The sequence below is a fragment of the Caballeronia sp. LZ019 genome (assembly GCF_031450825.1).
Taxonomy (GTDB): domain Bacteria; phylum Pseudomonadota; class Gammaproteobacteria; order Burkholderiales; family Burkholderiaceae; genus Caballeronia.
Genome location: NZ_JARTVZ010000005.1, coordinates 1,655,069 through 1,680,333, shown reverse-complemented (window position 1 = coordinate 1,680,333; position 25,265 = coordinate 1,655,069). Strand labels below are relative to the sequence as shown.

Here is a 25,265-nt window from a genome sequence, read left to right as displayed (position 1 = left end):
AACATCGGTTTCCTACATTTTTCCGCATGAACCGGGCCGATCTTGTCGCCAGACGACACCACTTGCCGCCTCCATCTCGAAATTGCCATTCGCGCGCGCGTGCGCGGTTAAGATCGTCGGTCGGCTGTATCCGAAACAAAACGCAAAGAATAGATGATGAAACTGATCGGTTCGCACACTAGCCCATTCGTCCGCAAGGTGCGGATCGTGATGGCGGAGAAGAAGATCGACTGCGAACTGGTGCTCGAAGACGTTTGGGCATCCGATTCGAAAATCCACGAATTCAATCCGCTCGGCAAAGTGCCCTGCCTCATTCTGGACGACGGCGAAGCGGTGTTCGATTCGCGCGTCATCTGCGAGTACGTGGACACGCTGACGCCCGTCGGCAAGCTCCTCCCGCAGGAACGGCGCGAACGCACCGAAGTGCGCTGCTGGGAAGCGCTCGCGGACGGCATGCTCGACGCCGCCGTGTTGATTCGCCTCGAAGGCGTGCTGCGCGAGGAAGCGCATCGCAGCGACGCGTGGATCGCGCGGCAGCGTCACAAGGTCGAGGACGGTCTGCGCGCAATGGCTCAGGGCCTCGGCTCGAAGCAGTGGTGCTCGGCGAATCGCTTCACGCTGGCGGATATCGCGTGCGGCTGCGCACTCGCCTATCTCGACTTCCGCATGCCTGATCTCGACTGGCGCGAGGCGCATCCGGCGCTCGACAAGTTCTACGCGCGCCTCGCGCAGCGCCAATCCTTTCTCGATACCGCTCCCGCCTGAGAACGTCGCTCCCGCGCGGGGCGGACGCGGTTCTGCATCGTCACTTCTTGAGCGCGGCCTTCAACGCCGCGTTGGCTTGCGCGATGGCTGCGCGCGTCGCGGACGTTTGCGCGAGCGCGTTCAGCATCACGAAGTCGTGGGTGGTGCCGTTGTATCAAGCTTCTTCATGATGACTCTCGTTTTTGAGCTTACGAAAGTAATAGGCAATCTACTGCTAGATAGACAATCGCTCGGACTAATCCGTCGTAGGTCATGAGAGCCATAGACGACGATCGCTCAACCTCCCGCCGTACCGCGAAACTGAGAGGCCGGCTGCAAACATCTCGGTGCAACGCCAAAAATCTACCTATCAAAAGATAGAAACTCCGACGTTGATCACGGTTTTTCAACACAGTTATCCACAGGTTATCTACCGGCGCACGGTGCCGGCGACTTCTTCCAGCCGTGCGCGCGTCTGAAACAGGCGACACGTCAGCAGACTTCCCTGAAACGCCGCGTAAAGCGCCCGGGCCGTTGTTTCCGGCTTGCCGTGCGCGTCCAGCGTGCCCTGCGCTTCGCCTTCTGCCAAAACCTTCGCCAGCCAGTTCTCGTTGGCCCTGAAGAACGCCTGCACTGCGTGGCGCACGCTCTCGGGCAGCGACTCGATATCCGACGCGAGCATGCCGCAGAGACAGATCTGCTTGCCGTCGCCGATGATCCGCCCGAACAGCCGCGTGTATCGGTCGAGCTTCTTTTCGGCCGGGGCTGAACTGTCGATCGCATAAATCGACGACATGACGTCGGCGCTATAAGCGTTCACGGCTTCGAGTGCGAGATCTTCCTTGGTCGGAAAGTAATAGTGGATGCTCGACGTCTTCACTCCGACCAGTTCGGACAAGTCACGATAACTGAAGCCGTTGTAGCCGCGCGTCATCATGATGGTCTGCGCGTGGTCTAGCAGTGATTCGCGTACCGTGTTCTTGTCCATGACCTGTTCCCCCGCTTTCGATGTGTGAAATTTATCTACTCATAGGTAGACGGTCAAGCACTTGTATCAAATCAGTTTTTATCGCATCGACACGAGAAGCCCCGGTCGCAATGCCGGGGCATACAGTCAGATCACGCTCGATGCAGTTACCGCCGGCGCTGCGGAAACAACGCCCGCCGCGGCGCGCTCGATGATTCCGCCGCCGAGACAGACATCGCCCTGATACAGCACGGCCGACTGGCCCGGCGTCACGGCCCATTGCGCATCGTCGAAACGCAAATCGAAGTGAGCGTCGTCGGAAGACGCGGAGAACCGGCACGCCGCGTCTTGCTGGCGATACCGTGTCTTGGCCCCGCACGTCGCGCCTTCCTCGGGGGCGAACCCCGCCACCCAACTCGTGTTGCCGGCGACGAGCGTATGCGACAGCAGCCACGGATGGTCGTGGCCCTGCACCACATAAAGCGTGTTGCTCGCCATGTCCTTGCCTGCGACGAACCACGGCTCGCCGCTGCCGTCCTTCGCGCCGCCGATGCCAATGCCCTTGCGCTGCCCGAACGTATAGAACGCGAGCCCGATATGCTCGCCGACGACCTTTCCTTCCGCCGTCTTCATCGGACCGGGCTTTGTCGGCAGATAGCGATTCAGGAACTCGCGGAACGGCCGCTCCCCGATGAAGCAGATGCCGGTCGAGTCCTTCTTCGTCGCGTTCGGCAGACCGATTTGCGCAGCAATCTCGCGCACCTTCGTCTTCGGGATTTCGCCGAGCGGAAAGAGCGTCTTCGACAGTTGCTGCTGGTTCAGGCGATGCAGGAAGTACGACTGGTCCTTCGTCGCATCGGTGGCCTTCATTAGTTCAAAGAGGCCGTCGCGTTCGCGCACGCGCGCGTAGTGACCGGTCGCGATGGTTTCCGCGCCGAGCGACATTGCGTGGTCGAGAAACGCCTTGAACTTGATTTCGGCGTTGCACAGGACGTCCGGATTCGGCGTGCGGCCCGCCGAGTATTCGCGCAGGAATTCGGCGAACACGCGGTCCTTGTACTCGGCGGCGAAGTTCACCGCTTCCACGTCGATGCCGATCAGGTCCGCGACCGAGACCACGTCGATCCAGTCCTGACGCGTCGAGCAGTACTCGCTGTCGTCGTCGTCTTCCCAGTTCTTCATGAACAGGCCGACCACGTCGTAGCCCTGCTCTTTCAGGAGCCATGCCGTGACCGACGAATCGACGCCGCCCGACATGCCCACCACCACTTTCTGCTTGCTCATAGGATTACCGCGTTGTTCCGCGCGAGCGGGTCAGGCGCGCACGACCGGCGCGACCGAATGCGTATGGATGAAATCGAGCGGCACGCGCCGCCCGGACAAGTAATCGTCGACGCACTGCATGACGAGAGGCGTCCGGTGCTGCGCGACTGTTGCGCGCAGTTCGCCGGGCGTCAGCCACATCGCGCGGACGATGCCTTTGTCCAGCGCTCTGCCGGCCACTTCGCCCGCGGACTTTCCGCAAAACGTGAAGCGCAGATACGTGACATCCCGCCCGGGCCGCGCAAAGTGCGTCATATACGCGCCGACGAGCGCCTCGGGTTCGAAGCGATGCGCCGTTTCTTCCAGCGTCTCGCGAATCACGGCTTCAACGAGCGTTTCGCCGGCTTCGAGATGACCGGCCGGCTGGTTGATTCGCAGCCCTGCAGAAGTGTGTTCTTCGATGACGAGAAACCGCCCGTCCCGCTCGACGATGGCCGCAACCGTCACATGTGGAGCCCAAGTATCTGATTTCATGGCCGACATTTTACCGTCCCGGCCCCGAACACGCGCGCGCGGCCTAAGGGTTAGCGCGATGCCGGACGGCGATTTTGGCGCGGATTTCTCGGTTACAGTGGCACTAGCCGTCGATCCAGCATTTGAAGCAAAAACTCAGCCTCGATCCTTCCCGCCGCCGGGCCCCAGGGCGCGGGAAGATAAAACAAGACCGGAGGATTCAAAAATGCACATCGGAGTGCCTGCTGAAACGCGGGCGAACGAGGCGCGTGTCGCCGCCACGCCGGAGACGGTGAAAAAGCTCGTCGCGCAAGGGCATCGGGTTTCGGTGCAGAGCGGCGCGGGCGAGCGGGCCAGCTATATCGACGATGCCTTCGCTCAGGCGGGCGCGGATATCGTCGATGCCGCCACCGCGTTCGCCGCCGAGATCGTTCTGAAGGTTCAATCGCCGGGCGAAGCCGAACTGGGCTTGCTCACGCCGGGCGCCGTGCTCATCGGCATGCTCGATCCGTTCAACACCGAAAACACCGCACGGCTCGCCACGGCGGGCGTCACCGCGTTCGCGCTCGAAGCCGCGCCCCGCACGACGCGCGCGCAAAGCCTCGACGTGCTGTCGTCGCAGGCGAACATCGCCGGGTACAAGGCGGTGCTGATCGCGTGCCACCACTACCAGCGATTCATGCCGATGCTGATGACCGCCGCCGGCACCGTCAAGGCCGCGCGCGTGCTCGTGCTCGGCGCGGGCGTCGCGGGCCTGCAGGCGATCGCCACGGCGAAGCGTCTGGGCGCGGTCGTCGAAGCGTCGGATGTGCGGCCCGCCGTGAAAGAGCAGATCGAGTCGCTCGGCGCGAAGTTCGTCGACGTGCCGTTCGAAACGGATGACGAACGCGAAGCGGCGGAAGGCGTCGGCGGCTATGCGCGGCCGATGCCGCCAAGCTGGCTCGCGCGGCAATCGGCTCAGGTGCATGAACGCGCGAAGGCGGCGGACATCGTCATCTCGACCGCGCTGATTCCCGGCCGCCCCGCGCCGACGCTGCTGTCGGTGGAGACGGTCAAGCACATGAAGCCGGGCTCGGTCATCGTCGATCTCGCCGCAGGGCGCGGTCCCGAGTTCGAAGGTCGCAAGGGCGGCAACTGCCCGCTGACCGAAGTCGATCAGGTGGTGACGAAGCATGGCGTGCATATCGTCGGCTACACGAATCTCGCCTCGATGGTCGCCGCCGATGCCTCCGCGCTCTACGCGCGCAATCTGCTCGACTTTCTCAAGCTGATCCTGACGAAGGAAGGGACGCTCAACATCGACCTCGCGGACGACATCGTCGCGGCCACGCTTCAGTGCCGCGACGGCCAGCCCGCGCGCGCTATCGCCTGAACACGGAGACGAACATGGATGTCATCAATCACACGGTGATCAACCTGATCATCTTCGTGCTGGCGATCTACGTCGGCTATCACGTGGTCTGGAACGTCACGCCGGCGCTGCACACGCCGCTGATGGCCGTGACGAATGCAATCTCGGCGATCGTCATCGTCGGCGCGATGCTTGCCGTCGGGCTGACAGTCGGCGGCGCGGGCAAGTTCTTCGGCACGCTCGCGGTGCTGCTTGCGGCGGTGAACGTGTTCGGCGGCTTTCTCGTGACGCGGCGAATGCTGGAGATGTTCAAGAAGAAAGAGCCGAAGAAGCTCGCCAGCAAGGAGGGTGCGTAAATGAGCCTGAACGTCGTCACTCTTCTGTATCTGGTCGCGTCGGTGTGCTTCATTCAGGCGCTCAAGGGCCTGTCGAATCCGAAGACCGCGCGCATCGGCAATACGTTCGGCATGGCCGGGATGGCGATCGCCATCTTCACGACGCTCGCGCTGATCGTCAAACAGGCCGCTTTCCTCGAGGCGAATCTCGCGCTCGGGCTTTCGTTGCTGTTCGCGGCGCTGATCATCGGCGGCGGCGCGGGCGCGTATATCGCGGCGAAAGTCGAGATGACGAAGATGCCCGAACTCGTCGCGGCGATGCACTCGCTGATCGGTCTCGCGGCGGTGTGCATTGCGTACGCGGTCGTGGCGGAGCCGTCGGCGTTCGGGCTTGCAGCGCCCGGCGAGCCGATCCCGTACGGCAATCGCGTCGAGTTGTTCATCGGCACGTTCGTCGGTGCGATTACGTTCTCCGGCTCGGTGATCGCGTTCGGCAAGCTGTCGGGCAAGTACAAGTTCCGGCTGTTTCAGGGCGCGCCGGTGGTGTACTCGGGGCAGCATCTGCTGAATCTGCTGCTCGCGGTCGCGATGATCGGCTTCGGCATCATCTTCATGGTGACGCAATCGTGGCTGCCGTTCATCATCATGACGCTGATCGCCTTCGCGCTGGGCGTGCTCATCATCATTCCGATCGGCGGCGCGGACATGCCGGTGGTCGTGTCGATGCTCAACTCGTACTCGGGCTGGGCGGCGGCGGGCATCGGTTTCTCGCTGAACAATCCCATGCTGATCATCGCGGGATCGCTGGTCGGTTCCTCGGGCGCGATCCTGTCGTACATCATGTGCCGCGCGATGAATCGTTCGTTCTTCAATGTGATTCTTGGCGGGTTCGGTGGCGAAGCGGGCGGCGCGGCCGTGGGCGGAGCGACGGAACAACGGCCGGTGAAGTCCGGTTCCGCCGATGACGCCGCTTTCATGCTCGGCAACGCCGAAAGCGTGGTGATCGTTCCGGGGTACGGGCTGGCGGTCGCGCGCGCGCAGCATGCGCTCAAGGAGTTGACGGACAAGCTGGTGGAAAAAGGCATCGATGTCCGGTATGCCATTCATCCGGTCGCCGGGCGGATGCCGGGGCATATGAACGTGCTGCTCGCCGAGGCCGAAGTGCCGTACGAAATGGTGCAGGAGATGGAGGACATCAACAGCGAGTTCGGGCAGACGGATGTGGTGCTCGTGCTCGGGGCCAATGACGTTGTGAATCCTGCGGCTAAAACCGATCCGAAATCGCCGATTGCGGGGATGCCCATTCTCGAAGCGTACAAGGCGAGGACGATCATCGTGAACAAGCGATCGATGGCGGCAGGATACGCCGGGCTCGATAACGAACTGTTCTATATGGACAAGACGATGATGGTGTTCGGGGATGCGAAGAAGGTCGTCGAGGAGATGATGAAGGCGGTGGAGTGAGGGAAGATGGTCGCCAGGCCAATCAACGCCTTGTTGCGAGCCCGGCGACCATGCCCTCACGACTCTACGAGGTTAGTCAGCAGAGCTCCAATGATGGTCTTTCGAACACGGGCTACTAATGGCTTACAGCCTTTGACCTTGGCGACCTTGATTGCTTCGGCTTGCGTCTCGTAGTCCTCGGGCGTGAGTCGGTGCGTCGCGGATAGTTCAAGCGCATAGCCCGCGATAGCGCCTTCTCGGTGCTTTGGGAGCGGTTCAACAGAAACGTTCGGCATGGTTTCTTCAAGACTTGGGCGAGCTTGCCCGAAGCGAACCGTGGAGGGAGACGGACGAAACCGGTACACGATATATCCGAATGGCAACTGCGTCGGATGTCGCATTCAAAATGCCTTTCACGAGCCTATGGGCTGATCTCGTAGTGACGTCCCGAGGCTTGTAGTCCTCTTCGTGCTGTCAAGCCAACACGCACGGTGATCCGCACACCGCCCCCGCGTACAATACCGCCTTTGAACCCCGCAAAACCCCACATGTCTTCCCCACTCTTCGACTGGTTTGTCCCCTGCCCGCGCGGTCTCGAAGCGCCGCTCGCCGCCGAGCTTGCCGAGATCGGGGAACGTCACGTCAGCAGCGCGCCGCTTTCGGGCGGCGGACCGCTCAACGTCGGCGCGCAAGTGCCCGGCGGCGTGCATTTCCGGGGCGGCTGGGTCGCGGGCATGGCGGCGAACCTGCATTCGCGTATCGCGAGCCGCGTGTTGCTGAAGATCGCGCACGGCCCGTATCGCAATGAGAACGACATCTACGACCTCACTCATCGTCAGCGCTGGGAACAATGGTTCACACCGAGCCAGACGATGCGCGTCGACCTCACCGCGATCAAATCGCCGCTAAAAAGCCTCGAATTCACGACGCTGCGCGTGAAGGACGCCGTCTGCGACCGCCTGCGCGACATCAGCGGCGCGCGGCCCAGCATCGACACCGCGCAACCGGACGTGCGCGTGTTCGCGTTCCTCACGATGAACGAATGCACGCTCTACCTCGACACCTCCGGCGAACCCCTCTTCAAGCGCGGCTGGCGGCTCGACAAGGGCGCCGCGCCGCTGCGCGAAAATCTCGCCGCAGGCATCCTGCGCCTCACCGGCTGGACGCCTGGCACACCGCTATTCGATCCGATGTGCGGCAGCGGCACCTTCCTCGCCGAAGCCGCGCAGACCGCGCTCAACATCGCGCCGGGCAGCGACCGGCGCTTCGGCTTCGAAAAGCTCAAGCCGTTTCACCCGGGCATGTGGCAAAAGCTCAAGACCGCCGCGACGGAAGCGCGCCGCGCCACCCGCGCTTCGCAAACACAGCTCGGCATCTTCGGCAGCGACATTTCCGGCGACATGCTCGATAAGGCTCGCGCGAACCTGAGCCGCGCGGGCGTCGCCGACCTGTCGCTCAAGCAGATCGACGCCCGCAACATGACGCCGCCGACCGATGCGCCCGGCATCCTCATTGCGAATCCGCCGTATGGCGAACGTATCGAAGTGCGCGGACGCGGGCCGCGCGGCGAAATCCGCGATACGCCGCGCTCGCGCCGCGAGGACGACGACGCATTCGCCCGCGCCCAGCCCGATCCCGCCGATACCGAATTCTTCGTCTCGTTCGGCAATGCGCTCAAGCAACGCTTTCCCGGCTGGCGCGCATATGTGCTCACGTCCGACCGCAAGTTGCCCGGCCTGCTGCGCCTGCGCGAATCGACGAAAACGCCGCTCTTCAACGGCGCGCTCGAATGCCGGCTCTTCCGCTTCGACCTGATCGCGGGAAGCGTGCGCAATCGCCCGGAAGAGTGAGCATGCAACACGATTCGAAGCCCGGCTACTAGGCCGAACGGCCGAGTCGCGCCGCCTCTGGCCCGGCGCTACAATCGGGCGGATGAACTCAATGACCGAACACGCCAGCCCGATCGCCGTCGATATCTACCGTGACCGCCGCGAACGCCTGCTCGCGGCGTTGCGCGCGGAGGGCGGCGGCGTCGCCATCGTCGCCACTGCGCCCGAAGTCATGCGCAATCGAGACACCGACTTCCCCTTCCGTCACGACAGCTACTTCTACTATCTGACCGGCTTCACCGAACCCGAGGCGACGCTCGTGCTCGATGCGAGCGCACAGAACGGCGAGCCATCGTCGATACTTTTCTGCCGCGAGAAGAACGCCGAGCGGGAAACGTGGGAAGGCTTTCGCTACGGTCCGGAAGCCGCGCGCGATGCATTCGGTCTCGATGCCGCGTTCCCCGTCGCCGCGCTCGACGACCAGATCACGCGCCTGATCGCCGACAAGCCCGCGCTCTTCTACGCGCTCGGCACGTCGGCGGAACTGGATGCGCAAGTGCGCAACTGGCTCGCGGCCGTCCGCGCGCAAGGCCGCAGCGGTGTGCGCGCACCGGCGAGGGCGCAGCACGTGCTGCCGCTCCTCGATGAAATGCGGCTCGTGAAGGACGCGCATGAACTCGCGATCATGCGGCGCGCCGGGGCCATCTCGGCGGAGGCGCATCGCCGTGCAATGCGTGCATGCCGCCCAGGCATGCGCGAGTATGAAATAGAAGCCGAGTTGCTCTACACCTTCCGCCGCCACGGGGCGCAAGCGCCCGCATACGGCTCGATCGTCGCGGCGGGCGCGAACGCGTGCGTGCTGCACTATCCGGCGGGCAACGCCATTGCGCGCGACGGCGACCTCATCCTCATCGACGCCGCTTGCGAGCTGGACGGCTACGCGTCCGACATCACGCGCACCTTTCCGGCGAACGGCCGCTTTTCGTCCGCCCAGCGCGAGCTTTACGACATCGTGCTCGCCGCGCAAGCCGCCGCAATCGACGCCACGCGCGCCAGCGTGAGCTTCGACGCGCCGCATCAGGCCGCCGTGAAAGTGTTGTCGCAAGGCTTGCTCGATACGAGCATCGTCGACAAGAAGAAGTTCGGCAGCGTGGACGACGTGATCGCCGAGCGCGCCTACATGCGTTTCTACATGCATCGGACGGGGCACTGGATCGGCATGGACGTGCACGACGCGGGCGAATACCGCGACGCCGACGGGCCCCGCGACGAGCAGGGCGCGCGGCCCTGGCGCACGCTCGCGGCGGGCAACGTGCTGACCGTCGAGCCGGGCCTCTACGTGCGCGCCGCCGAAGACGTGCCCGAGCGATACTGGAACACGGGCATCCGCATCGAGGACGACGCGCTCGTGACACCCGGCGGCTGCGAACTGCTGACGCGCGAAGTGCCGGTCGCCGCGGACGAAATCGAAGCGCTGATGCGCGAATCCATCGGCAATTGAAGACGAGAACATGAGCGACCCGATCACAGAACCGCATTTCGACTACGACATCGCCATCGTCGGCGCGGGGCCGGTCGGGCTTGCGCTCGCCGGCTGGCTCGCGCGGCGCAGCGCGACATCGCGGCTGTCCATCGCGCTGATCGACGCCCGGACGCCCGAGGCCGCCGCCAGCGACCCGCGCTCGCTCGCGCTGTCGCACGGCAGCCGCGTGATGCTGCAGCCGCTCGGATTTCCCGCCGACGCCACGCCGATTCGCCGCATCCACGTATCGCAGCGCGGGCACTTCGGGCGCACGCTGATCGAGCACGACGAGCACGAGTTGCCCGAGCTCGGGTATGTCGTGCGTTACGGCTCGCTCGTCGCGGCGCTCGCGAGCGCGGTCAAGAAGACCACGGTCGACTGGATCACCGATACCTCCGCGCTCGCGCCCCTGCAGGACAACGACGGCGTCACGCTGCCGCTGCAAACCGCGAGCGGGGAGCGCACGATTCGCGTCCGGGTGCTGGTCAATGCCGAAGGCGGGCTGTATCAGCAGGCGCCGCGCGAGGCCGCGCTGCTGAACGACAGACGCGCGCGCGACTACGGGCAGACGGCCATCGTCGGCACGGTGAGCGTGTCGGACCCGCAAGCGAATGTCGCGTGGGAGCGCTTCACGAACGAAGGCCCGATTGCGCTTCTGCCCTGCGGCGGGCAGCGTCACGCGGATTATTCGCTCGTCTGGTGCTGCTCGCCCGACGAAGCCGCCCGCCGCATGCAACTGGACGACGACGCGTTCCTCGCGGAACTGGGCGTCGCGTTCGGCGCTCGCATGGGGCGCTTCACGCGCATCGTGGGGCGCGCGGCGTTTCCGCTCGGGCTGACGGCGCTGCACGCGCTCGTCGACCGGCGCACGGTGGCCATCGGCAACGCGGCGCAGACGCTGCATCCGGTGGCCGGCCAAGGGCTGAATCTCGGCCTGCGCGACGCACTCGCGCTGTGCGACGCGCTGTCCGCCGATGGTGCGCGTCCGCTCGCACTGGCGCATTTCGCCCAGCGCCGCGCGCTCGACCGGCGCTTCACCATCGGCGCTACCGACACGCTCGCGCGAATCTTCACGGTCGATTTCGCGCCGTTGGCCGCCGTGCGCGGTCTTGCACTGACTGCGCTCGAATTTCTGCCGCCGTTGAAGACGGCGCTCGCGCGACAGATGATGTTCGGGCAACGGCGGTAACGGCCGCCCGCGTTTATGATCGACGCATGCTTCCCGCGATCCACGATCCGCGAGCGGGGAGCGCGCCGATCAGCGAGTTCGCGCGAGGCTCCACGCGTCCAGGGCGCAATCGTCGATTGAGCCGGCGGTCGCGCATCCCCGACTTATCCTCCCCACCCTTGCGCGCTTTCATCGAAGATTTAAAGACTTGCACGCGATTGCACTTAATTTCAGCAGCCGCTTAGCGTTAAAATACGCGTTTCCCTTCCGCATCCTTGCATCCGCCTGACGCGAAGCCGGCATTGTTGCCGCACAGCCGCCAGCGCGGAGGCCCAAGCCTCCATGCCCACCATCGGTTCACACGTTCTGCGCAATAACCTGTTCGTCGCGCCGATGGCAGGCGTCACCGACCGCCCGTTCCGCCAGCTCTGCAAACGCATGGGGGCGGGGTACGCGGTGTCGGAGATGGTCGCGTCGAACGCGCAGTTGTGGAAGAGCGAAAAGACCATGCGCCGTGCGAATCACGCCGGCGAAGTCGAGCCCATCTCGGTGCAGATCGCGGGCGCGGACCCGCAGATGCTCGCCGAAGCCGCGCGCCACAACGTCGCGAACGGCGCGCAGATCATCGATATCAACATGGGATGCCCCGCGAAGAAGGTCTGCAACGTCGCCGCGGGTTCGGCGCTTCTGCAGAATGAACCGCTCGTGGCGCGCATCGTCGAGGCCGTGGTGCAGGCGGTCGGCGTCGGGCCGGACGCGGTGCCGGTCACGCTCAAGATTCGCACCGGATGGAATCGCGAGAACAAGAACGCGCTGACCATCGCGCGGATCGCGCAGGATGCGGGCATTTCCATGCTCACCGTGCACGGCCGCACGCGCGCCGATCTCTACAAGGGCGACGCGGAGTACGAAACCATCGCGGCCGTGAAGGCATCGGTGAAAATTCCCGTCGTCGCGAACGGCGACATCGCCACGCCCGAAAAAGCGCGCGACGTGCTCGCCGCGACGGGTGCGGACGCCATCATGATCGGTCGCGCGGCGCAGGGGCGTCCGTGGCTGTTCCGCGAAATCGAGCACTTCCTGAAGACGGGCGAGCGCATGCCGCCGCCGCGCATCGACGAGATCCAGCAGGTGATGAACGAGCATCTCGAAGATCACTATGCGTTCTACGGGGAATTCACCGGCGTGCGGACTGCGCGCAAGCACATCGGCTGGTACACTCGCGGCCTTTCCGGCGCGGGCACCTTCCGCCACCGGATGAATACGCTCGACACGACCAAAGAACAACTGCTCGCTGTGAACGAATTCTTCGACGCGCAAAAGGCGTTGTCGGACCGTCTCATCTATGTCGACGAGGCGCAGGACGCCGAGGACGCGGCCGGGGAAGAATCGTGCGGCGCGCAAGACCACACCGACCGACTAATAGCCGCATGAGCAGACATAACATCGAACAATGCGTCCGCCAGAGCCTGGACAGTTACTTTCAGGACCTGGACGGCTCGAACCCGCACGACGTCTACGACATGGTGATCTCGTGCGTGGAGAAACCAATGCTCGAGGTGGTGCTCGAGCAGGCCGGCGGCAACCAGTCGCTCGCGGCCGAATATCTCGGCATCAACCGCAACACGCTACGCAAGAAGCTCCAGCAGCACGGATTGATTTGATTCTTCGGACTGGGGCGCTTGCCCTGGTCCGGCCTGGTTATCCTTTTCGGTTTCAGTGTTCATCATGATCAAGCAAGCGCTCATCTCCGTTTCCGACAAATCCGGCATCGTCGATTTCGCGAAATCGCTGTCGGAACTCGGCGTCAAGATCCTCTCGACCGGCGGCACGGCCAAACTGCTCGCCGACGCGGGCCTGCCCGTGACCGAAGTCGCCGATTACACCGGCTTCCCGGAAATGCTCGACGGGCGCGTGAAGACGCTGCATCCGAAAGTGCATGGCGGCATTCTCGCGCGCCGCGATCTGCCCGAGCACATGGCCGCGCTGCAGAAGCACGACATTCCGACCATCGATCTGCTGGTCGTCAACCTGTATCCGTTCGTGCAGACGGTCTCGAAGGAAGAATGCTCGCTGGAAGATGCGATCGAGAACATCGATATCGGCGGGCCGACCATGCTGCGCTCGGCGGCGAAGAATCATCGCGACGTCACGGTTGTCGTCGATCCGGCCGATTACTCCGCCGTGCTCGATGAAATGCGCGCGAACGGCAACAGCGTCGGTTACAAGACGAACTTCCGCCTCGCGACCAAGGTGTTCGCGCACACCGCGCAATACGACGGCGCGATCACGAACTATCTGACGAGCCTGACCGAAGCACTGCAGCACAGCGAACGCAACGCGTATCCGGCCACGTTCAATCTCGCGTTCGAAAAGGTGCAGGACCTGCGTTACGGCGAGAACCCGCATCAAAGCGCGGCGTTCTATCGCGATCTTTCCGTGCCCGCCGGCGCGCTCGCGAACTACGAGCAACTGCAGGGCAAGGAGCTGTCGTACAACAACATCGCGGATTCGGACGCGGCCTGGGAATGCGTGAAGACTTTCGACGCGCCCGCGTGCGTCATCATCAAGCACGCGAATCCGTGCGGCGTCGCGATCGGCGCCGACGCGCACGAGGCGTACTCGAAGGCGTTCCAGACGGATCCGACTTCGGCGTTCGGCGGCATCATCGCGTTCAATCGTGAAGTGGACGAAGCGGCGGCGCAAGCCGTGGCAAAGCAGTTCGTCGAAGTGCTGATCGCACCTTCGTTCAGCGAAGCGGCGCGCGCCGTGTTCGCGGCCAAGCAGAACGTGCGTCTTCTGCAAATCGCGCTGGGCGCGGGCCACAACACGTTCGACCTGAAGCGCGTCGGCGGCGGGCTGCTGGTGCAATCGCTCGATGCGAAAAACGTCCAGCCGCACGAACTGCGCGTCGTGACGAAACGCCATCCGACGCCGAAGGAAATGGACGACCTGCTGTTCGCGTGGCGCGTCGCGAAGTACGTGAAGTCGAACGCCATCGTGTTCTGCGGCGGCGGCATGACGCTCGGCGTCGGCGCGGGCCAGATGAGCCGCGTGGACTCGGCGCGCATCGCGGGCATCAAGGCGCAGAACGCGGGGCTGTCGCTGAACGGCTCGGCGGTCGCATCGGATGCGTTCTTTCCGTTCCGTGACGGGCTCGATGTCGTCGTCAACGCGGGCGCGACCTGCGTGATTCAGCCGGGCGGCTCCATGCGCGACGACGAAGTCATCGCCGCCGCCGACGAGCATAACGTCGCGATGATCGTCACCGGCACGCGTCACTTCCGTCATTAAACCGGCTCGCTTCATTTACTATTGGCCTGTTTGCGCTTCGACTGGCGCAAGCAGGCCATTTTGATTTCAACGAGCCGCACTGCGAACGAATGAGAATCCTAGGCATCGACCCCGGCTTGCGCGTGACGGGCTTCGGCATCATCGACATGACGGGGCATTCGCTCAACTACGTGACGAGCGGCGTCATCAAGACCGCGGACGCCGACTTGCCGTCGCGCCTGAATACGATCTTCAACGGCATTTCCACGCTCATTCGCCAGCACAACCCGGATCAGGCCGCGATCGAGAAAGTCTTCGTGAACGTCAATCCGCAATCGACGCTGTTGCTCGGACAGGCGCGCGGCGCGGCAATTTGCGGACTCGTCGCGAGCGGCGTGCCGGTGGCCGAATATACGGCGCTGCAGTTGAAACAGGCTGTCGTCGGCTATGGCCGCGCGACGAAGGAGCAGATGCAGCAGATGGTGGTTCGGCTGCTCAGCCTCTCCGGCGTGCCGAGCACCGACGCCGCCGATGCGCTCGGCATGGCGATCTGTCATGCACATGGCGGCACGGGCCTCGCGACCTTGGGCGGCATTGCGCCGTCGCTCGCGAAGAAGGGCTTGCGCGTGCGGCGCGGCAGACTCATCGGCTAAATCTTCTACCCTCAACAAGCAAACATGATCGGTCGCATTGCCGGCGTTCTGCTGGAAAAAAATCCGCCGCACCTGCTCGTCGACTGCAACGGCGTCGGCTATGAAGTCGATGTGCCGATGAGCACGTTCTACAACCTTCCGAACGCGGGCGACAAAGTGGTGCTGCTCACGCAGATGATCGTGCGTGAAGACGCGCATCTGCTGTACGGCTTCCTGACGTCGCAGGAGCGCGCGACGTTTCGCGAGTTGCTGAAGATCAGCGGCATCGGCGCGCGTATGGCGCTGGCCGTGCTATCCGGCATGAGCGTGCAGGAACTCGCGCAGACGGTGACGACGCAGGATGCCGCGCGCCTGACGCGGGTCCCCGGCATCGGCAAGAAGACCGCCGAGCGCCTGTTGCTCGAACTCAAAGGCAAGCTCGGCGCGGATCTCGGCGCAATGGCGAGCGCGGCATCGCAATCCGATCATGCGTCGGACATTCTGAACGCGCTGCTCGCGCTCGGGTATTCGGAGAAGGAAGCGCTGGCCGCCGTCAAGAACGTGCCGGCGGGAACGGGCGTGTCGGAAGGGATCAAGCTGGCGTTGAAAGCGCTGTCGAAGGGGTGATCCGGCGGGCGTTCGCCGCCTCGCCACTCGCCCATTCGGCCAGCTTCGCCGCGAGAACCCACGCTGTACAATCCCTTCATGATCGAAACCGACAAACTCGCCGCCGAGCGCATCATCGCGGCCACGCCCGTCTCGCCGAACGAAGAAGCCTTCGAACGCGCACTGCGTCCGCGCCAGCTCGACGAATACGTCGGCCAGGAAAAGGTGCGGGGCCAGCTCGAAATCTTCATCGAAGCGGCCAAGCGCCGCTCCGAAGCGCTCGATCACGTGTTGCTGTTCGGCCCGCCCGGGCTCGGCAAAACGACGCTCGCGCATATCATCGCGCGGGAAATGGGTGTGAATCTGCGGCAAACGTCAGGTCCGGTGCTCGAACGCGCGGGCGACCTCGCCGCGCTGCTGACCAATCTCGAAGCCAACGACGTGCTCTTCATCGACGAGATTCATCGGCTCTCGCCGGTCGTCGAGGAGATCCTTTACCCGGCGCTCGAGGATTACCAAATCGACATCATGATCGGCGAAGGACCGGCCGCGCGCAGCGTGAAGCTGGACCTTCAGCCGTTCACGCTCGTCGGCGCCACGACGCGCGCAGGCATGCTGACGAACCCGCTGCGCGATCGCTTTGGCATCGTGTCGCGGCTCGAGTTCTATAACGCGAGCGAACTGGCGCGCATCGTGTCGCGTTCGGCGTCGTTGCTGAAGGCGGACATCGTGCCCGAGGGCGCGCTGGAAATCGCGCGGCGCTCGCGCGGCACGCCGCGTATCGCCAACCGGCTGCTGCGGCGCGTGCGCGACTACGCGGAAGTGAAGGCGAACGGCAGCATCACGGGCGAAGTCGCGGACGCCGCGCTCAAGATGCTCGACGTCGATCCCGTCGGCTTCGACCTGATGGACCGCAAGCTGCTCGAAGCCATCCTGCACAAGTTCGACGGCGGCCCCGTCGGCGTCGACAATCTCGCGGCGGCGATCGGTGAAGAGCGCGACACCATCGAGGACGTGCTCGAACCGTATCTGATCCAGCAAGGCTATCTGCAGCGCACGCCCCGCGGACGTGTCGCGACCCTGCTCGCCTACCGGCACTTCGGCATCGCCGCGCCGGATGCCGGGCCGATCCGCGACCTCTGGGACGCGAGCAACGATTAGCGCATGCCGAATCAGGCGACGCTGATGACGCGCGTGCGGTCGTCGATTGCACGCGGCGTCACGAACCTGACGACGGGCGGCGGCCCCAGGATCGATTACTCGTCGCCGCCCGGCGATCCCGGGCTTTTCGGGCCGGACGCCGTCTGCTGGAAAGTCCACGCCGATTTCACGTCCATGATGACGAGCGGTATCAGCGCGCTCCTGTTACAGACGCTGCATCCACTGGCGCTCGCGGGCGTGTGGGATCACTCGACGTTTCGCACCGATATCCTCGGCCGCTTGCGCCGCACCGCGACCTTCGTCGCCGGCACGACGTTCGGCAATCGCGCGGACGCGCTTGCGCTCATCGAGCGCGTGAGGAACATTCATCTCGGCGTCACAGGCATCGCGCCCGATGGCCGGCCGTATCGGGCGAGCGACCCTGACCTGCTGACCTGGGTGCATGTCGCCGAAGTGTCGAGCTTTCTCGCTGGCTATCTGCGCTATGTGAATCCCGCGCTATCCGAGGCCGATCAAGACCGTTATTTCGATGAAACCGCGACGATCGCGCGGATGCTCGGCGCGCACGATGTGCCGATCACGCGCGCGCAGATCGAAACGTATCTGGCCGATATGCGCCGTGAACTGCAGGCGAGCGATCGCACGCAAGAAGTCATTCGCGTGCTGAAGGACGCGCCGACGCCGAGTTTCGCGATGAAGCCGGCGAGCAAGCTCGTGTTCAGCGCAGGCGTGGATCTGCTGCCCGACTGGGCGCAGGAGATGCTTGGTCTGTCGGCGCTTGGCGCCTTGCGGCGCGTGATCGCGCGTCCCGGCGTGCGGGCGATGGCCCCCGTCATGCGCTGGGCGCTCGTCAACGGGATCGCGAAGCGGGCGCGGATCAGGGCAGCAGCGACGCCGACTTAAGCGCGCTTTCTCAAGTCGTCGTCGTCAGTATCGGTGGCGAGATGACTGACATCGCCCCACGACACGACCTTCGCCCCGTCTGCATCGTAATCGACGACATTCACGCTGCAATTGAGCAGCGGCCAGTTGCGCGGCTCCGACAGCGGCAGCTTCATTGCGAACCGGTAGATGCAATCGAGCACGCCGCCATGCGCGACGCACGCGATCCGTCCGCCCGGATGCGCAGCGACGATCGGCTCCATCGCGTGAATCACGCGATGATAGAAAACACGTTGCGATTCGCCGCCCGGCGGCGCAAAGCCCGGATCGCGCGTCTGCCATTCGACATATTCGGCGGGAAACTTCGTGTTGATCTCATCGCTGTCGTGGCCCTGGAACGCGCCGTACTGACGCTCGCGCAAGCCTTCGGACAAGCGCACATCGAGCTGCAACGCATCGGCGAAAGGACGCGCCGTCTGCTGCGCGCGCAGCAGATCGCTCGAATAGACCGCATCGAGACGGCCCTCGCGCGCGAGACGCTCGCCGAGCTGCTCGGCCTGCAGCAAGCCATGCGCCGACAACGGAATGTCGATGTGCCCCTGGATGCGCTTGATGCGGTTCCAGTCGGTTTCGCCGTGGCGGATGAACAAGATCTGAGTCGTCATGGACGCACCTGAAGCCAGAACGTGACGGGCCCGTCGTTGACGAGCGATATCTGCATGTCGGCGCCGAATTCGCCCGTCTCGACGATCGGATGCTTCGCCCGCGCCTCGCGCACGAAGTAATCGAAGAGCCGCTTGCCTTCGTCGGGCGGCGCGGCCGGCGTGAAGCTCGGGCGCAGCCCGCTCGATGTATCGGCGGCAAGCGTGAACTGCGAAACCAGCAGCACGCCGCCCGCACGGCCCGCGCCGTCGATGTTCGCGACCGGAAGGTTCATCTTGCCCGCTGCGTCGCTGAACACGCGATAAGCCAGCATCTTGGCGAGCAGCTTGTCGGCGGCGGCCTCGTTGTCACCGCGCTCGGCGCAGACCAGCGCGAGCAGGCCCGCGTCGATTGCGCCGGTCACGCGGTCGCCGACGCGCACGTCCGCGCGCCGCACACGCTGAATGAGGGCGATCATGCGGAGAGCGATACGCGCGCGAAGCGGCGTTTGCCGACCTGCACGATGAACTCGCCCGCCTCGACCTTCAGGCCCTTGTCGGAGACCGTCGCGCCGTCGATCTTCACGCCGCCCTGCTCGATGTTGCGCAGCGCTTCGCTCGTCGACGGCACGAGCCCCGCCTGCTTCAGCAACTGGCCGATGGCGAGCGGCGCACCCGCGAGCGTGACCGACGGGATATCGTCCGGCACGCCGCCCTTCGCGCGATGATTGAAGTCCTCCAGCGCGCGCTCCGCGTCCGCTTGCGAGTGGAAGCGCGCGACGATCTCCTGCGCGAGCATCACCTTGAAGTCGCGCGGATTGCGGCCGCCTTCGGCTTCTTGCCTGAAGCGCGCAATTTCCTCGATGCTGCGGAACGACAGCAGTTCGAAGTAACGCCACATCAGCACATCCGAGATGCTCATCAGCTTGCCGAACATGTCGGTCGGCTTCTCGCTGATGCCGACGTAGTTGTTCTTCGACTTCGACATCTTCTCGACGCCGTCCAGCCCTTCGAGCAGCGGCATCGTCAGAATGCATTGCTGTTCCTGACCATATTGCTTCTGCAATTCGCGGCCGACGAGCAAGTTGAACTTCTGGTCCGTGCCGCCGAGTTCCAGGTCCGCGTTGAGCGCGACGGAGTCGTAGCCCTGCATCAGCGGATAGAGGAACTCGTGAATCGAGATGGGCACGCCGCTCTGGAAGCGCTTGGTGAAGTCCTCGCGCTCGAGAATGCGAGCGACCGTGTAGCGCGACGCCAGCTTGATCATGCCGTCGGCGCCGAGCGGCATCGACCATTCGCTGTTGTAGCGAATCTCGGTTTTTTCGCGATCGAGCACGAGCGCAGCCTGCTCGAAATAGGTCTTCGCGTTGGTTTCGATCTGCTCGCGCGTGAGTGGCGGGCGCGTCGCGTTGCGGCCGGACGGATCGCCGATCAGGGACGTGAAATCGCCGATCAGGAAGATGACCTGATGCCCCAGGTCCTGCAACTGGCGCATCTTGTTCAGCACGACCGTATGGCCGATGTGGATGTCCGGCGCGGTCGGATCGAGGCCGAGCTTGATGCGCAGCGGCTTGCCCGTCGCGGCGCTCCTCGCGAGCTTCTGCGCGAACTCGTCTTCGATCAGCAGCTCGTCGCAGCCGCGCTTGGCGATGGCGAGCGCCGCGCGCACTTCGTCGGTGATCGGAAGCGCCGGCACGGCGGGCGAGGAAGAAGCGTTGGAGTCAGTGGTCATGCTTGCGGCTTGTGATGGGTAATGGATGCGATGCCCGGCGCGCGTGGAACGCGACTTGAGGCGATGACATCGCGCGCAAAGGCTTGTTCAGGCTCAGGATTTTACGCGATGACGTTGCGCTTCGTGCCGTTTCCGGGCTTTCGCATCGCCCGTGCGCGGTGCCCGGGAGTCTTAACGCGGGCTGTCATTGCGCGGATAATCGCGGCTTGACGGACGTGCATCGACGAGGAGAGCAACGTGGGGAAGAAAGCCGAAGTGATCGAAACCGGCAAGGCGGACGGCGTGTACTTCGGTCTCATGTCCGGCACCAGCATGGACGGCGTTGACGGCGTCGCGGTGCAGTTCACGACGGGCAAGCCACCGGTCGTGCTGGGGGAGGCGCACGTTTCGTTCTCTCAAGGCCTGCGCGATGCCCTCTTCGCGCTGCAAGCCCCCGGCGACAACGAGATCGAACGCGAGGCGCTCGCCGGCAACGCGCTCGCCACGCGTTACGCCGTCTGCTGCCACGAATTGCAGAGCATGAGCGGCTATTCGGCGTCGAAGGTGCGCGCGATCGGCGTGCACGGACAGACGGTGCGGCATCGGCCGGAGAAAGGTTACACGCGGCAGATCAACAATCCGGCGCTGCTCGCCGAGATGACGAACATCGACGTCATCGCCGACTTCCGCAGCCGCGACGTGGCCGCCGGCGGACAAGGCGCGCCGCTCGTGCCGGCGTTTCACGCGACCGTTTTCGGCGCGAAAGACGAAACGCGCGTGGTCTGCAATCTGGGCGGCATCAGCAACATCACGATTCTCGCGGCGAGCGGTTCGGTGCGCGGCTTCGATTGCGGCCCGGCCAACGCGCTGCTCGACGAGTGGGCGCATCGGCATCTGCAGAAACCGTACGACGATGGCGGCAAGTTCGCGGCGAGCGGCGAGGTGAATCGCCCGCTACTGAACGCGCTGCTGGAGGAGCCGTTCTTCGAAGAAGCGCCGCCGAAGAGCACCGGGCGAGACCTGTTCAACCCGGCGTGGCTCGACGCGAAGCTCGCAGCGTTTCCGAACGTCACTCCCGCCGATGTGCAGGCGACGCTCGCCGCGCTCACGGCCACGACGGTCGCTCGCGAGATCGAACGACATGCAGCGGATGCACGCGCGGTCTATGTATGCGGCGGGGGCGCACGCAATCCAGTGCTGCTGAAGATGCTGCAGCAGGCGCTGGAACACACCGGCGCGTCGGGCGTCCCCGTGATGACCACCGAAGCGCTCGGCGTACCGCCGCAACAGGTCGAAGCGTTCGCGTTCGCGTGGCTGGCGATGCGTTGCGTCGCGCGCGAGCCGGGAAATCTCTCGGCAGTGACGGGCGCGGCCGGTGAGCGTGTGCTCGGGGCGATCTATCCGCACTAAGCGCTTGCCCGCCCTGAAACGCGAAACGGAGCCCTAAGGCTCCGTTTTTACTGTGACCGCCTGATTGCCGCTTAAACCGAGAACGACGACCCGCAACCGCATGTCGTCGTGGCGTTCGGATTCTTGATCACGAACTGCGCGCCGTTGAGATCGTCCTTATAGTCGATCTCCGCGCCGACGAGATACTGGTAGCTCATCGAATCGACGAGCAATTGCACGCCGCTCTTGTCCATCACGGTATCGTCTTCGTTGACTTCTTCGTCGAACGTGAAGCCGTACTGGAAACCCGAGCATCCGCCGCCTTGCACGAACACGCGCAGCTTCAGATCCGGATTGCCTTCTTCGTCGATCAATTGCTTGACCTTCTCCGCAGCCGCGTCAGTGAAGACGAAGGGCATCGGCATTTCGGTCGTGGGGGTGTCGCTGACAGCGCTCATGCGAATTCTCCAAGTAGCTTCTAGCCACCATTGTAGGGCTGATCTCAAAATCGTGCCGAATGCCCATGAAATCAAGAGGCTATATGCAATTTCGACACGTCCCGCCACGCCGGGGAAATAAAAAAGCCGCCGGCACGTGTGGTGCGGGCGGCTTTTGCGGCAGCTTCGCTTCGAAGCCGGAAGTCCCGGCTCCAGGCGATGCCGAAGCGCTTAACGCTTCGAGAATTGCTTCCTGCGGCGTGCCTTGTGGAAACCGACCTTCTTACGTTCCACTTCACGCGCGTCACGGGTGACGAAGCCTGCGTTCGACAGTTGCGACTTCAGCGTTGCGTCGTAGTCCATCAGCGCGCGGGTGATGCCGTGGCGAACCGCGCCTGCCTGACCCGTCTCGCCGCCGCCGTTCACGTTGACCTTGATGTCGAACGTGGTGGCATGGTTCGTGAGCTCGAGCGGCTGACGCACGATCATCAGCGACGTTTCACGCGAGAAGTAGTCGGCGATGGGCTTGCCATTGACGATGATCTCGCCCTTGCCCGACTTGATGAAGACACGAGCGACGGCGCTCTTGCGGCGGCCCGTACCGTAGTTCCAGTTACCGATCATGTGGGCTCCCCTTAGATCTCGAGCGCTTTAGGCTGTTGAGCCGTATGCGGATGCGTTGCTTCGGCGTAGACCTTCAGCTTCTTGATCATCGCGTAGCCGAGCGGACCCTTCGGCAGCATGCCCTTCACTGCCTTCTCGAGCGCGCGGCCCGGGAAGCGCTCTTGCATCTTGCCGAACGTCGTTTCATAGATGCCGCCCGGGTAGCCCGAGTGACGATAGTACTTCTTGTCCGTGGTCTTGTTGCCCGTGACCTTCAGCTTGCCGGCGTTGATGATGATGATGTAATCACCAGTGTCGACGTGCGGAGTGAATTCAGGCTTGTGCTTGCCGCGAAGACGGCGTGCCACTTCGCTGGCGACACGGCCGAGAACCTTATCCGTCGCGTCAATCACGTACCATTCGCGCGTCACCTCTTCGGCTTTTGCGGAAAACGTCTTCATGATCGATCCAAAAATTGATTTGCCCTTTTGCTCTTACCTTGTTCGGTCCTGCTTATAGGTGCGCTCGACGGCGCGTGCAGGCTCTCCCTGGCCTCTCTCCGCGGGCGTGTGGCGAAGAGAACTTTGAATTATAAAGGGAAAAGAGTTGACGAGTCAAAGAGTTGGCCGATCAGCAGTTCGAGCGGCGACGCTTGGGCGCGCATGGAGGAAAAAAAACCCGAGCGTCTGAAGGCTCGGGTTCAATCCACCAAGGAGGAGGTGGAGGAGACACGGTAGATTCGTCGTACTGCGACAACCAATGAACCGAGTATAGGCACGCTCGTGCGCGCAGGCAAGAAGATTTGCATCATGAAACGAAAGCCCATAATGCGGAACGCACTTGTCGGCCGCGACGCCTTAAATATCAATGCTTTGGCCGACTGGACGCACTTGGCGAGGTTGGATATCCCGCGTCAGGCGCATGGACAAACCGAAACTCAGAGCTTCTTCTTTCGCTCGCGGCATGCGTCAACTCGTGAATGCACGAAGTGCCGTCAGCCGCCGAGGGCATGAGCCGCTACAATCGAACCTCTGAAAAACGTCTGAAGCTGGCTGGAGCCCGAGCATGGAATGCAAAGTAAGCTGGATGGGACAGGACGGCATGGCCTTCGCCGCCGAAACCGGTAGCGGTCACCTGGTCGCGATGGACGGAGCGCCCGAAGGCGGCGGCCGAAACTTAGCTCCGCGCCCGATGGAGATGGTGCTGCTCGGCACGGGCGGCTGCACCGCCTACGACGTCGTGATGATCCTGAAGAAAAGCCGCCAGGATATCGAAGGCTGCTCCGTGACGCTCAAGGCCGACCGCGCGAGCGAAGACCCGAAGGTGTTCACCAAGATCCACTTCCATTTCACGGTGACGGGCAAAAACCTGAACCCGGCGACGGTCGAGCGCGCCATCAACCTGTCGCACGACAAGTACTGCTCCGCGTCGATCATGCTCGCGAAGACGGCGGAGCTCACCCATTCGTTCGATATCGTCGAACGCTGAGCGCATCGCATCGAAGAAAAAGAGCCGGCGTCATGCATGTGACGCCGGCTCTTCTTTTGAATGACGACAAAGCGGGCCGATAAGCCGGATTCTGTGCACGCGCCGCCCGAAAGACGATCGCGCGTGGCAGCCATTCCTCTAGGCGCGCCATTGCTGACGCGCTCAAGCTTCCTACCCGCAGACGAAACGGGGGCCCCGTCCTGCATCGCGAAGATGCGCGCCTGCCTATTTGGAATTGCTCCGGGTGGAGGTTACCGTGCCGGAGCGTCTCGCGACGTCCGCGGTGCGCTCTTACCGCACCGTTTCACCCTTACCTGATCTTCGGACTCGCGCCCGAAGCCATCGGCGGTTTGCTTTCTGTTGCCCTGTTCCGCGTGTTGCCACGGATGGCCGTTAGCCATCACCCTGCCCTGTGGAGTCCGGACTTTCCTCGCCCCCGACGCCCGAAAGCGCCGAAGCCGCGGCTGCCTGGCCTGCTTTGCGGCGTCGATTTTAACATTGGATGCGCGCGCGGCGGCCGGGACGGAAGACGGTCGCGTCGTCGTAGAACGCGGGCGATTCGTTCGCGGGCCACCAGCCCGGCACGCCCAGAACCGGCAGCGGAGCGAACGCGCGGCTGTCGGTCGGTTGCGCGAGCAGCCTTGCCCACACGCTTTCATCGAGCATCGCGCGGCGCGTGGGTTCGTCGGCGGCGAAGTATTCCGCCGGAACATCGACGATCCACGCGTGCCCGGTGCACCCCTTGTACGGTGCGACGAGCTTTTCGAGCAGCGCATGACCGAAGATGCGCGCCTCGCATCGCGCGCCCCATGACGTTCGACCGTCGATGAATAGCGTGCGCCAGTCGAAGCGGCAGAGTGCATCAGCGAGTCGCGCGTCGGCGCAAGCGAAGAGCACGGCGTTCTCGTCGAAAAGCGTGAGCGCGTCTCGCACGCCGCCACGCGTCGGACCGATGCCGAGCGCATCGATCTGATCGGCCTGACGCGCGTTCAGCGCCGCCTTCGTGCGCGGATACGCGAACCACATCAGCGCGTTGAAGAAATCGTGCAGATTGTGTCGTGTCGGCACGCGGCCGGTTTCCGCGATATGGCCTTCGTAGGAGGCGCCCGGCGGCAGCTCGTCCTGTGCGATGAATGCGAGCCGCTTGCCGCGCCCGGTGACGAGCGCGGCTTGCGCCGCGTCATCGTTCAGTTGACCGAGATAAGCTGCATGGCCGTCGAGCGCGGCGGACTCCCAGCGCCTTCCACGCGATTCGAACGACGCCAGCCACGGGCGCGTCCAGTCGATCGAGGACAACACCACCGCAA

26 protein-coding genes and 1 other RNA gene are annotated in these 25,265 nt (G+C 63.9%); 16 read left to right on the top strand and 11 right to left on the bottom strand.

Translation table 11 applies throughout. The annotated features are described in order from the left end of the window. The first annotated feature begins 156 nt into the window (after nt 1–156). A complete protein-coding gene (locus P9255_RS21330) occupies nt 157–765 on the top strand; it encodes a glutathione S-transferase N-terminal domain-containing protein (RefSeq protein ID WP_309765349.1) in 609 nt (202 codons plus the stop codon). Between the two features lie 409 nt (nt 766–1,174). Here the strand turns inward: P9255_RS21330 and P9255_RS21325 are convergent, their stop codons facing one another. The 3 genes from P9255_RS21325 to P9255_RS21315 form a co-directional block, all read right to left on the bottom strand. Next, nucleotides 1,175–1,732 (bottom strand): TetR/AcrR family transcriptional regulator, encoded by a 558-nt coding sequence (locus P9255_RS21325; RefSeq protein WP_309763346.1) that lies wholly within the window; start codon nt 1,730–1,732, stop codon nt 1,175–1,177. A gap of 126 nt (nt 1,733–1,858) precedes the next feature. Beyond that, nucleotides 1,859–2,995: a tRNA 2-thiouridine(34) synthase MnmA gene (mnmA, locus tag P9255_RS21320; RefSeq protein WP_309763347.1), complete on the bottom strand. Its 1,137-nt coding sequence runs from the start codon at nt 2,993–2,995 to the stop codon at nt 1,859–1,861. Between the two features lie 30 nt (nt 2,996–3,025). After that, nucleotides 3,026–3,508: an NUDIX hydrolase gene (locus P9255_RS21315; protein WP_309763348.1), complete on the bottom strand. Its 483-nt coding sequence runs from the start codon at nt 3,506–3,508 to the stop codon at nt 3,026–3,028. Between the two features lie 205 nt (nt 3,509–3,713). Between P9255_RS21315 and P9255_RS21310 the strand changes: the two genes are divergently transcribed. The 13 genes from P9255_RS21310 to P9255_RS21250 all read left to right on the top strand — a co-directional run bounded on the left by P9255_RS21310 (nt 3,714) and on the right by P9255_RS21250 (nt 17,710). After that, nucleotides 3,714–4,859, top strand: coding sequence for a Re/Si-specific NAD(P)(+) transhydrogenase subunit alpha (locus P9255_RS21310; protein ID WP_309763349.1), 1,146 nt, complete (start codon nt 3,714–3,716; stop codon nt 4,857–4,859). A gap of 14 nt (nt 4,860–4,873) precedes the next feature. After that, nucleotides 4,874–5,194 (top strand): NAD(P) transhydrogenase subunit alpha, encoded by a 321-nt coding sequence (locus P9255_RS21305; protein ID WP_309763350.1) that lies wholly within the window; start codon nt 4,874–4,876, stop codon nt 5,192–5,194. After that, the gene (locus P9255_RS21300; RefSeq protein ID WP_309763351.1) at nt 5,195–6,637 is read left to right on the top strand and encodes an NAD(P)(+) transhydrogenase (Re/Si-specific) subunit beta; all 1,443 of its coding nucleotides are present in this window, start codon (nt 5,195–5,197) and stop codon (nt 6,635–6,637) included. 527 nt (nt 6,638–7,164) lie between these two features. Beyond that, nucleotides 7,165–8,466 (top strand): class I SAM-dependent RNA methyltransferase, encoded by a 1,302-nt coding sequence (locus P9255_RS21295; protein WP_309763352.1) that lies wholly within the window; start codon nt 7,165–7,167, stop codon nt 8,464–8,466. A gap of 82 nt (nt 8,467–8,548) precedes the next feature. After that, nucleotides 8,549–9,946 carry an aminopeptidase P N-terminal domain-containing protein gene (locus P9255_RS21290; RefSeq protein WP_309790405.1) on the top strand — a complete coding sequence of 466 codons (1,398 nt, stop codon included), beginning with the start codon at nt 8,549–8,551 and terminating at the stop codon, nt 9,944–9,946. Between the two features lie 10 nt (nt 9,947–9,956). Next, nucleotides 9,957–11,156: a UbiH/UbiF/VisC/COQ6 family ubiquinone biosynthesis hydroxylase gene (locus P9255_RS21285; protein ID WP_309763354.1), complete on the top strand. Its 1,200-nt coding sequence runs from the start codon at nt 9,957–9,959 to the stop codon at nt 11,154–11,156. Nucleotides 11,157–11,477: 321 nt separating this feature from the next. After that, nucleotides 11,478–12,569, top strand: a complete 1,092-nt coding sequence (dusB, locus tag P9255_RS21280; protein ID WP_309763355.1) for a tRNA dihydrouridine synthase DusB — start codon at nt 11,478–11,480, stop codon at nt 12,567–12,569. Further along, nucleotides 12,566–12,799, top strand: coding sequence for a Fis family transcriptional regulator (locus tag P9255_RS21275; protein ID WP_087643302.1), 234 nt, complete (start codon nt 12,566–12,568; stop codon nt 12,797–12,799). The genes dusB and P9255_RS21275 overlap by 4 nt, the downstream gene beginning before the upstream one ends. A 64-nt stretch (nt 12,800–12,863) precedes the next feature. After that, a complete protein-coding gene (gene purH, locus P9255_RS21270; RefSeq protein WP_309763356.1) occupies nt 12,864–14,429 on the top strand; it encodes a bifunctional phosphoribosylaminoimidazolecarboxamide formyltransferase/IMP cyclohydrolase in 1,566 nt (521 codons plus the stop codon). Between the two features lie 89 nt (nt 14,430–14,518). Continuing rightward, nucleotides 14,519–15,061, top strand: coding sequence for a crossover junction endodeoxyribonuclease RuvC (gene ruvC, locus P9255_RS21265; RefSeq protein WP_309763357.1), 543 nt, complete (start codon nt 14,519–14,521; stop codon nt 15,059–15,061). Nucleotides 15,062–15,085: 24 nt separating this feature from the next. Next, nucleotides 15,086–15,667: a Holliday junction branch migration protein RuvA gene (ruvA, locus tag P9255_RS21260; protein ID WP_309763358.1), complete on the top strand. Its 582-nt coding sequence runs from the start codon at nt 15,086–15,088 to the stop codon at nt 15,665–15,667. Between the two features lie 78 nt (nt 15,668–15,745). Next, nucleotides 15,746–16,807 (top strand): Holliday junction branch migration DNA helicase RuvB, encoded by a 1,062-nt coding sequence (gene ruvB / locus P9255_RS21255; RefSeq protein ID WP_309763359.1) that lies wholly within the window; start codon nt 15,746–15,748, stop codon nt 16,805–16,807. Nucleotides 16,808–16,810: 3 nt separating this feature from the next. Further along, entirely contained in the window at nt 16,811–17,710 is a 900-nt protein-coding gene (locus tag P9255_RS21250; RefSeq protein WP_309763360.1) for an oxygenase MpaB family protein, read from the top strand. On the opposite strand, the gene P9255_RS21245 is transcribed toward P9255_RS21250, so the two are convergent. The 3 genes from P9255_RS21245 to tyrS are packed head-to-tail and all read right to left on the bottom strand — an operon-like array spanning nt 17,707 to nt 20,062. Beyond that, nucleotides 17,707–18,354, bottom strand: coding sequence for a histidine phosphatase family protein (locus tag P9255_RS21245; protein ID WP_309763361.1), 648 nt, complete (start codon nt 18,352–18,354; stop codon nt 17,707–17,709). The two genes, P9255_RS21250 and P9255_RS21245, sit on opposite strands and share 4 nt — an antisense overlap. Then, the gene (gene dtd / locus P9255_RS21240) at nt 18,351–18,809 is read right to left on the bottom strand and encodes a D-aminoacyl-tRNA deacylase (protein ID WP_309763362.1); all 459 of its coding nucleotides are present in this window, start codon (nt 18,807–18,809) and stop codon (nt 18,351–18,353) included. The genes P9255_RS21245 and dtd overlap by 4 nt, the downstream gene beginning before the upstream one ends. Then, on the bottom strand, nt 18,806–20,062 hold the full coding sequence (gene tyrS / locus P9255_RS21235; RefSeq protein ID WP_309763363.1) for a tyrosine--tRNA ligase: 1,257 nt from the start codon (nt 20,060–20,062) through the stop codon (nt 18,806–18,808). Before tyrS ends, dtd begins: the two co-directional genes overlap by 4 nt. A 258-nt stretch (nt 20,063–20,320) precedes the next feature. Between tyrS and P9255_RS21230 the strand changes: the two genes are divergently transcribed. Continuing rightward, nucleotides 20,321–21,451 (top strand): anhydro-N-acetylmuramic acid kinase, encoded by a 1,131-nt coding sequence (locus P9255_RS21230; protein WP_309765350.1) that lies wholly within the window; start codon nt 20,321–20,323, stop codon nt 21,449–21,451. A gap of 71 nt (nt 21,452–21,522) precedes the next feature. On the opposite strand, the gene erpA is transcribed toward P9255_RS21230, so the two are convergent. From erpA to rplM, 3 genes are all read right to left on the bottom strand, one after another. After that, nucleotides 21,523–21,888, bottom strand: a complete 366-nt coding sequence (erpA, locus tag P9255_RS21225; protein ID WP_244793516.1) for an iron-sulfur cluster insertion protein ErpA — start codon at nt 21,886–21,888, stop codon at nt 21,523–21,525. Nucleotides 21,889–22,098: 210 nt separating this feature from the next. Further along, nucleotides 22,099–22,491 carry a 30S ribosomal protein S9 gene (rpsI, locus tag P9255_RS21220; protein WP_008351569.1) on the bottom strand — a complete coding sequence of 131 codons (393 nt, stop codon included), beginning with the start codon at nt 22,489–22,491 and terminating at the stop codon, nt 22,099–22,101. Nucleotides 22,492–22,502: 11 nt separating this feature from the next. Further along, on the bottom strand, nt 22,503–22,931 hold the full coding sequence (gene rplM / locus P9255_RS21215; RefSeq protein ID WP_040052975.1) for a 50S ribosomal protein L13: 429 nt from the start codon (nt 22,929–22,931) through the stop codon (nt 22,503–22,505). A 604-nt stretch (nt 22,932–23,535) separates the two neighbouring features. On the opposite strand from rplM, the gene P9255_RS21210 reads away from it, so the two are divergent. Then, nucleotides 23,536–23,958: an OsmC family protein gene (locus P9255_RS21210; protein WP_309763364.1), complete on the top strand. Its 423-nt coding sequence runs from the start codon at nt 23,536–23,538 to the stop codon at nt 23,956–23,958. A 64-nt stretch (nt 23,959–24,022) separates the two neighbouring features. Here P9255_RS21210 and rnpB read toward each other — a convergent pair. Next, an RNA gene (gene rnpB / locus P9255_RS21205) (RNase P RNA component class A) lies at nt 24,023–24,438 on the bottom strand. Between the two features lie 12 nt (nt 24,439–24,450). After that, on the bottom strand, nt 24,451–25,257 hold the full coding sequence (locus P9255_RS21200) for a DUF3025 domain-containing protein (protein WP_309790404.1): 807 nt from the start codon (nt 25,255–25,257) through the stop codon (nt 24,451–24,453). Between the last annotated feature and the right edge of the window lie 8 nt (nt 25,258–25,265).

What these genes read in the sequence shown, in the direction of transcription:
- P9255_RS21295 (WP_309763352.1), top strand. Translation starts at nt 7,165, where the DNA reads ATGTCTTCCCCACTCTTCGACTGGTTTGTCCCCTGCCCGCGCGGTCTC.
- dusB (WP_309763355.1), top strand. Translation starts at nt 11,478, where the DNA reads ATGCCCACCATCGGTTCACACGTTCTGCGCAATAACCTGTTCGTCGCG.
- P9255_RS21300 (WP_309763351.1), top strand. Translation starts at nt 5,195, where the DNA reads ATGAGCCTGAACGTCGTCACTCTTCTGTATCTGGTCGCGTCGGTGTGC.
- ruvB (WP_309763359.1), top strand. Translation starts at nt 15,746, where the DNA reads ATGATCGAAACCGACAAACTCGCCGCCGAGCGCATCATCGCGGCCACG.
- dtd (WP_309763362.1), bottom strand. Translation starts at nt 18,809, where the DNA reads ATGATCGCCCTCATTCAGCGTGTGCGGCGCGCGGACGTGCGCGTCGGC.
- P9255_RS21330 (WP_309765349.1), top strand. Translation starts at nt 157, where the DNA reads ATGAAACTGATCGGTTCGCACACTAGCCCATTCGTCCGCAAGGTGCGG.
- rplM (WP_040052975.1), bottom strand. Translation starts at nt 22,931, where the DNA reads ATGAAGACGTTTTCCGCAAAAGCCGAAGAGGTGACGCGCGAATGGTAC.
- P9255_RS21325 (WP_309763346.1), bottom strand. Translation starts at nt 1,732, where the DNA reads ATGGACAAGAACACGGTACGCGAATCACTGCTAGACCACGCGCAGACC.
- P9255_RS21285 (WP_309763354.1), top strand. Translation starts at nt 9,957, where the DNA reads ATGAGCGACCCGATCACAGAACCGCATTTCGACTACGACATCGCCATC.
- P9255_RS21250 (WP_309763360.1), top strand. Translation starts at nt 16,811, where the DNA reads ATGCCGAATCAGGCGACGCTGATGACGCGCGTGCGGTCGTCGATTGCA.
- P9255_RS21290 (WP_309790405.1), top strand. Translation starts at nt 8,549, where the DNA reads ATGAACTCAATGACCGAACACGCCAGCCCGATCGCCGTCGATATCTAC.
- P9255_RS21315 (WP_309763348.1), bottom strand. Translation starts at nt 3,508, where the DNA reads ATGAAATCAGATACTTGGGCTCCACATGTGACGGTTGCGGCCATCGTC.
- ruvA (WP_309763358.1), top strand. Translation starts at nt 15,086, where the DNA reads ATGATCGGTCGCATTGCCGGCGTTCTGCTGGAAAAAAATCCGCCGCAC.
- mnmA (WP_309763347.1), bottom strand. Translation starts at nt 2,995, where the DNA reads ATGAGCAAGCAGAAAGTGGTGGTGGGCATGTCGGGCGGCGTCGATTCG.
- P9255_RS21305 (WP_309763350.1), top strand. Translation starts at nt 4,874, where the DNA reads ATGGATGTCATCAATCACACGGTGATCAACCTGATCATCTTCGTGCTG.
- P9255_RS21245 (WP_309763361.1), bottom strand. Translation starts at nt 18,354, where the DNA reads ATGACGACTCAGATCTTGTTCATCCGCCACGGCGAAACCGACTGGAAC.
- P9255_RS21210 (WP_309763364.1), top strand. Translation starts at nt 23,536, where the DNA reads ATGGAATGCAAAGTAAGCTGGATGGGACAGGACGGCATGGCCTTCGCC.
- purH (WP_309763356.1), top strand. Translation starts at nt 12,864, where the DNA reads ATGATCAAGCAAGCGCTCATCTCCGTTTCCGACAAATCCGGCATCGTC.
- P9255_RS21310 (WP_309763349.1), top strand. Translation starts at nt 3,714, where the DNA reads ATGCACATCGGAGTGCCTGCTGAAACGCGGGCGAACGAGGCGCGTGTC.
- ruvC (WP_309763357.1), top strand. Translation starts at nt 14,519, where the DNA reads ATGAGAATCCTAGGCATCGACCCCGGCTTGCGCGTGACGGGCTTCGGC.
- rpsI (WP_008351569.1), bottom strand. Translation starts at nt 22,491, where the DNA reads ATGATCGGTAACTGGAACTACGGTACGGGCCGCCGCAAGAGCGCCGTC.
- P9255_RS21275 (WP_087643302.1), top strand. Translation starts at nt 12,566, where the DNA reads ATGAGCAGACATAACATCGAACAATGCGTCCGCCAGAGCCTGGACAGT.
- erpA (WP_244793516.1), bottom strand. Translation starts at nt 21,888, where the DNA reads ATGAGCGCTGTCAGCGACACCCCCACGACCGAAATGCCGATGCCCTTC.
- tyrS (WP_309763363.1), bottom strand. Translation starts at nt 20,062, where the DNA reads ATGACCACTGACTCCAACGCTTCTTCCTCGCCCGCCGTGCCGGCGCTT.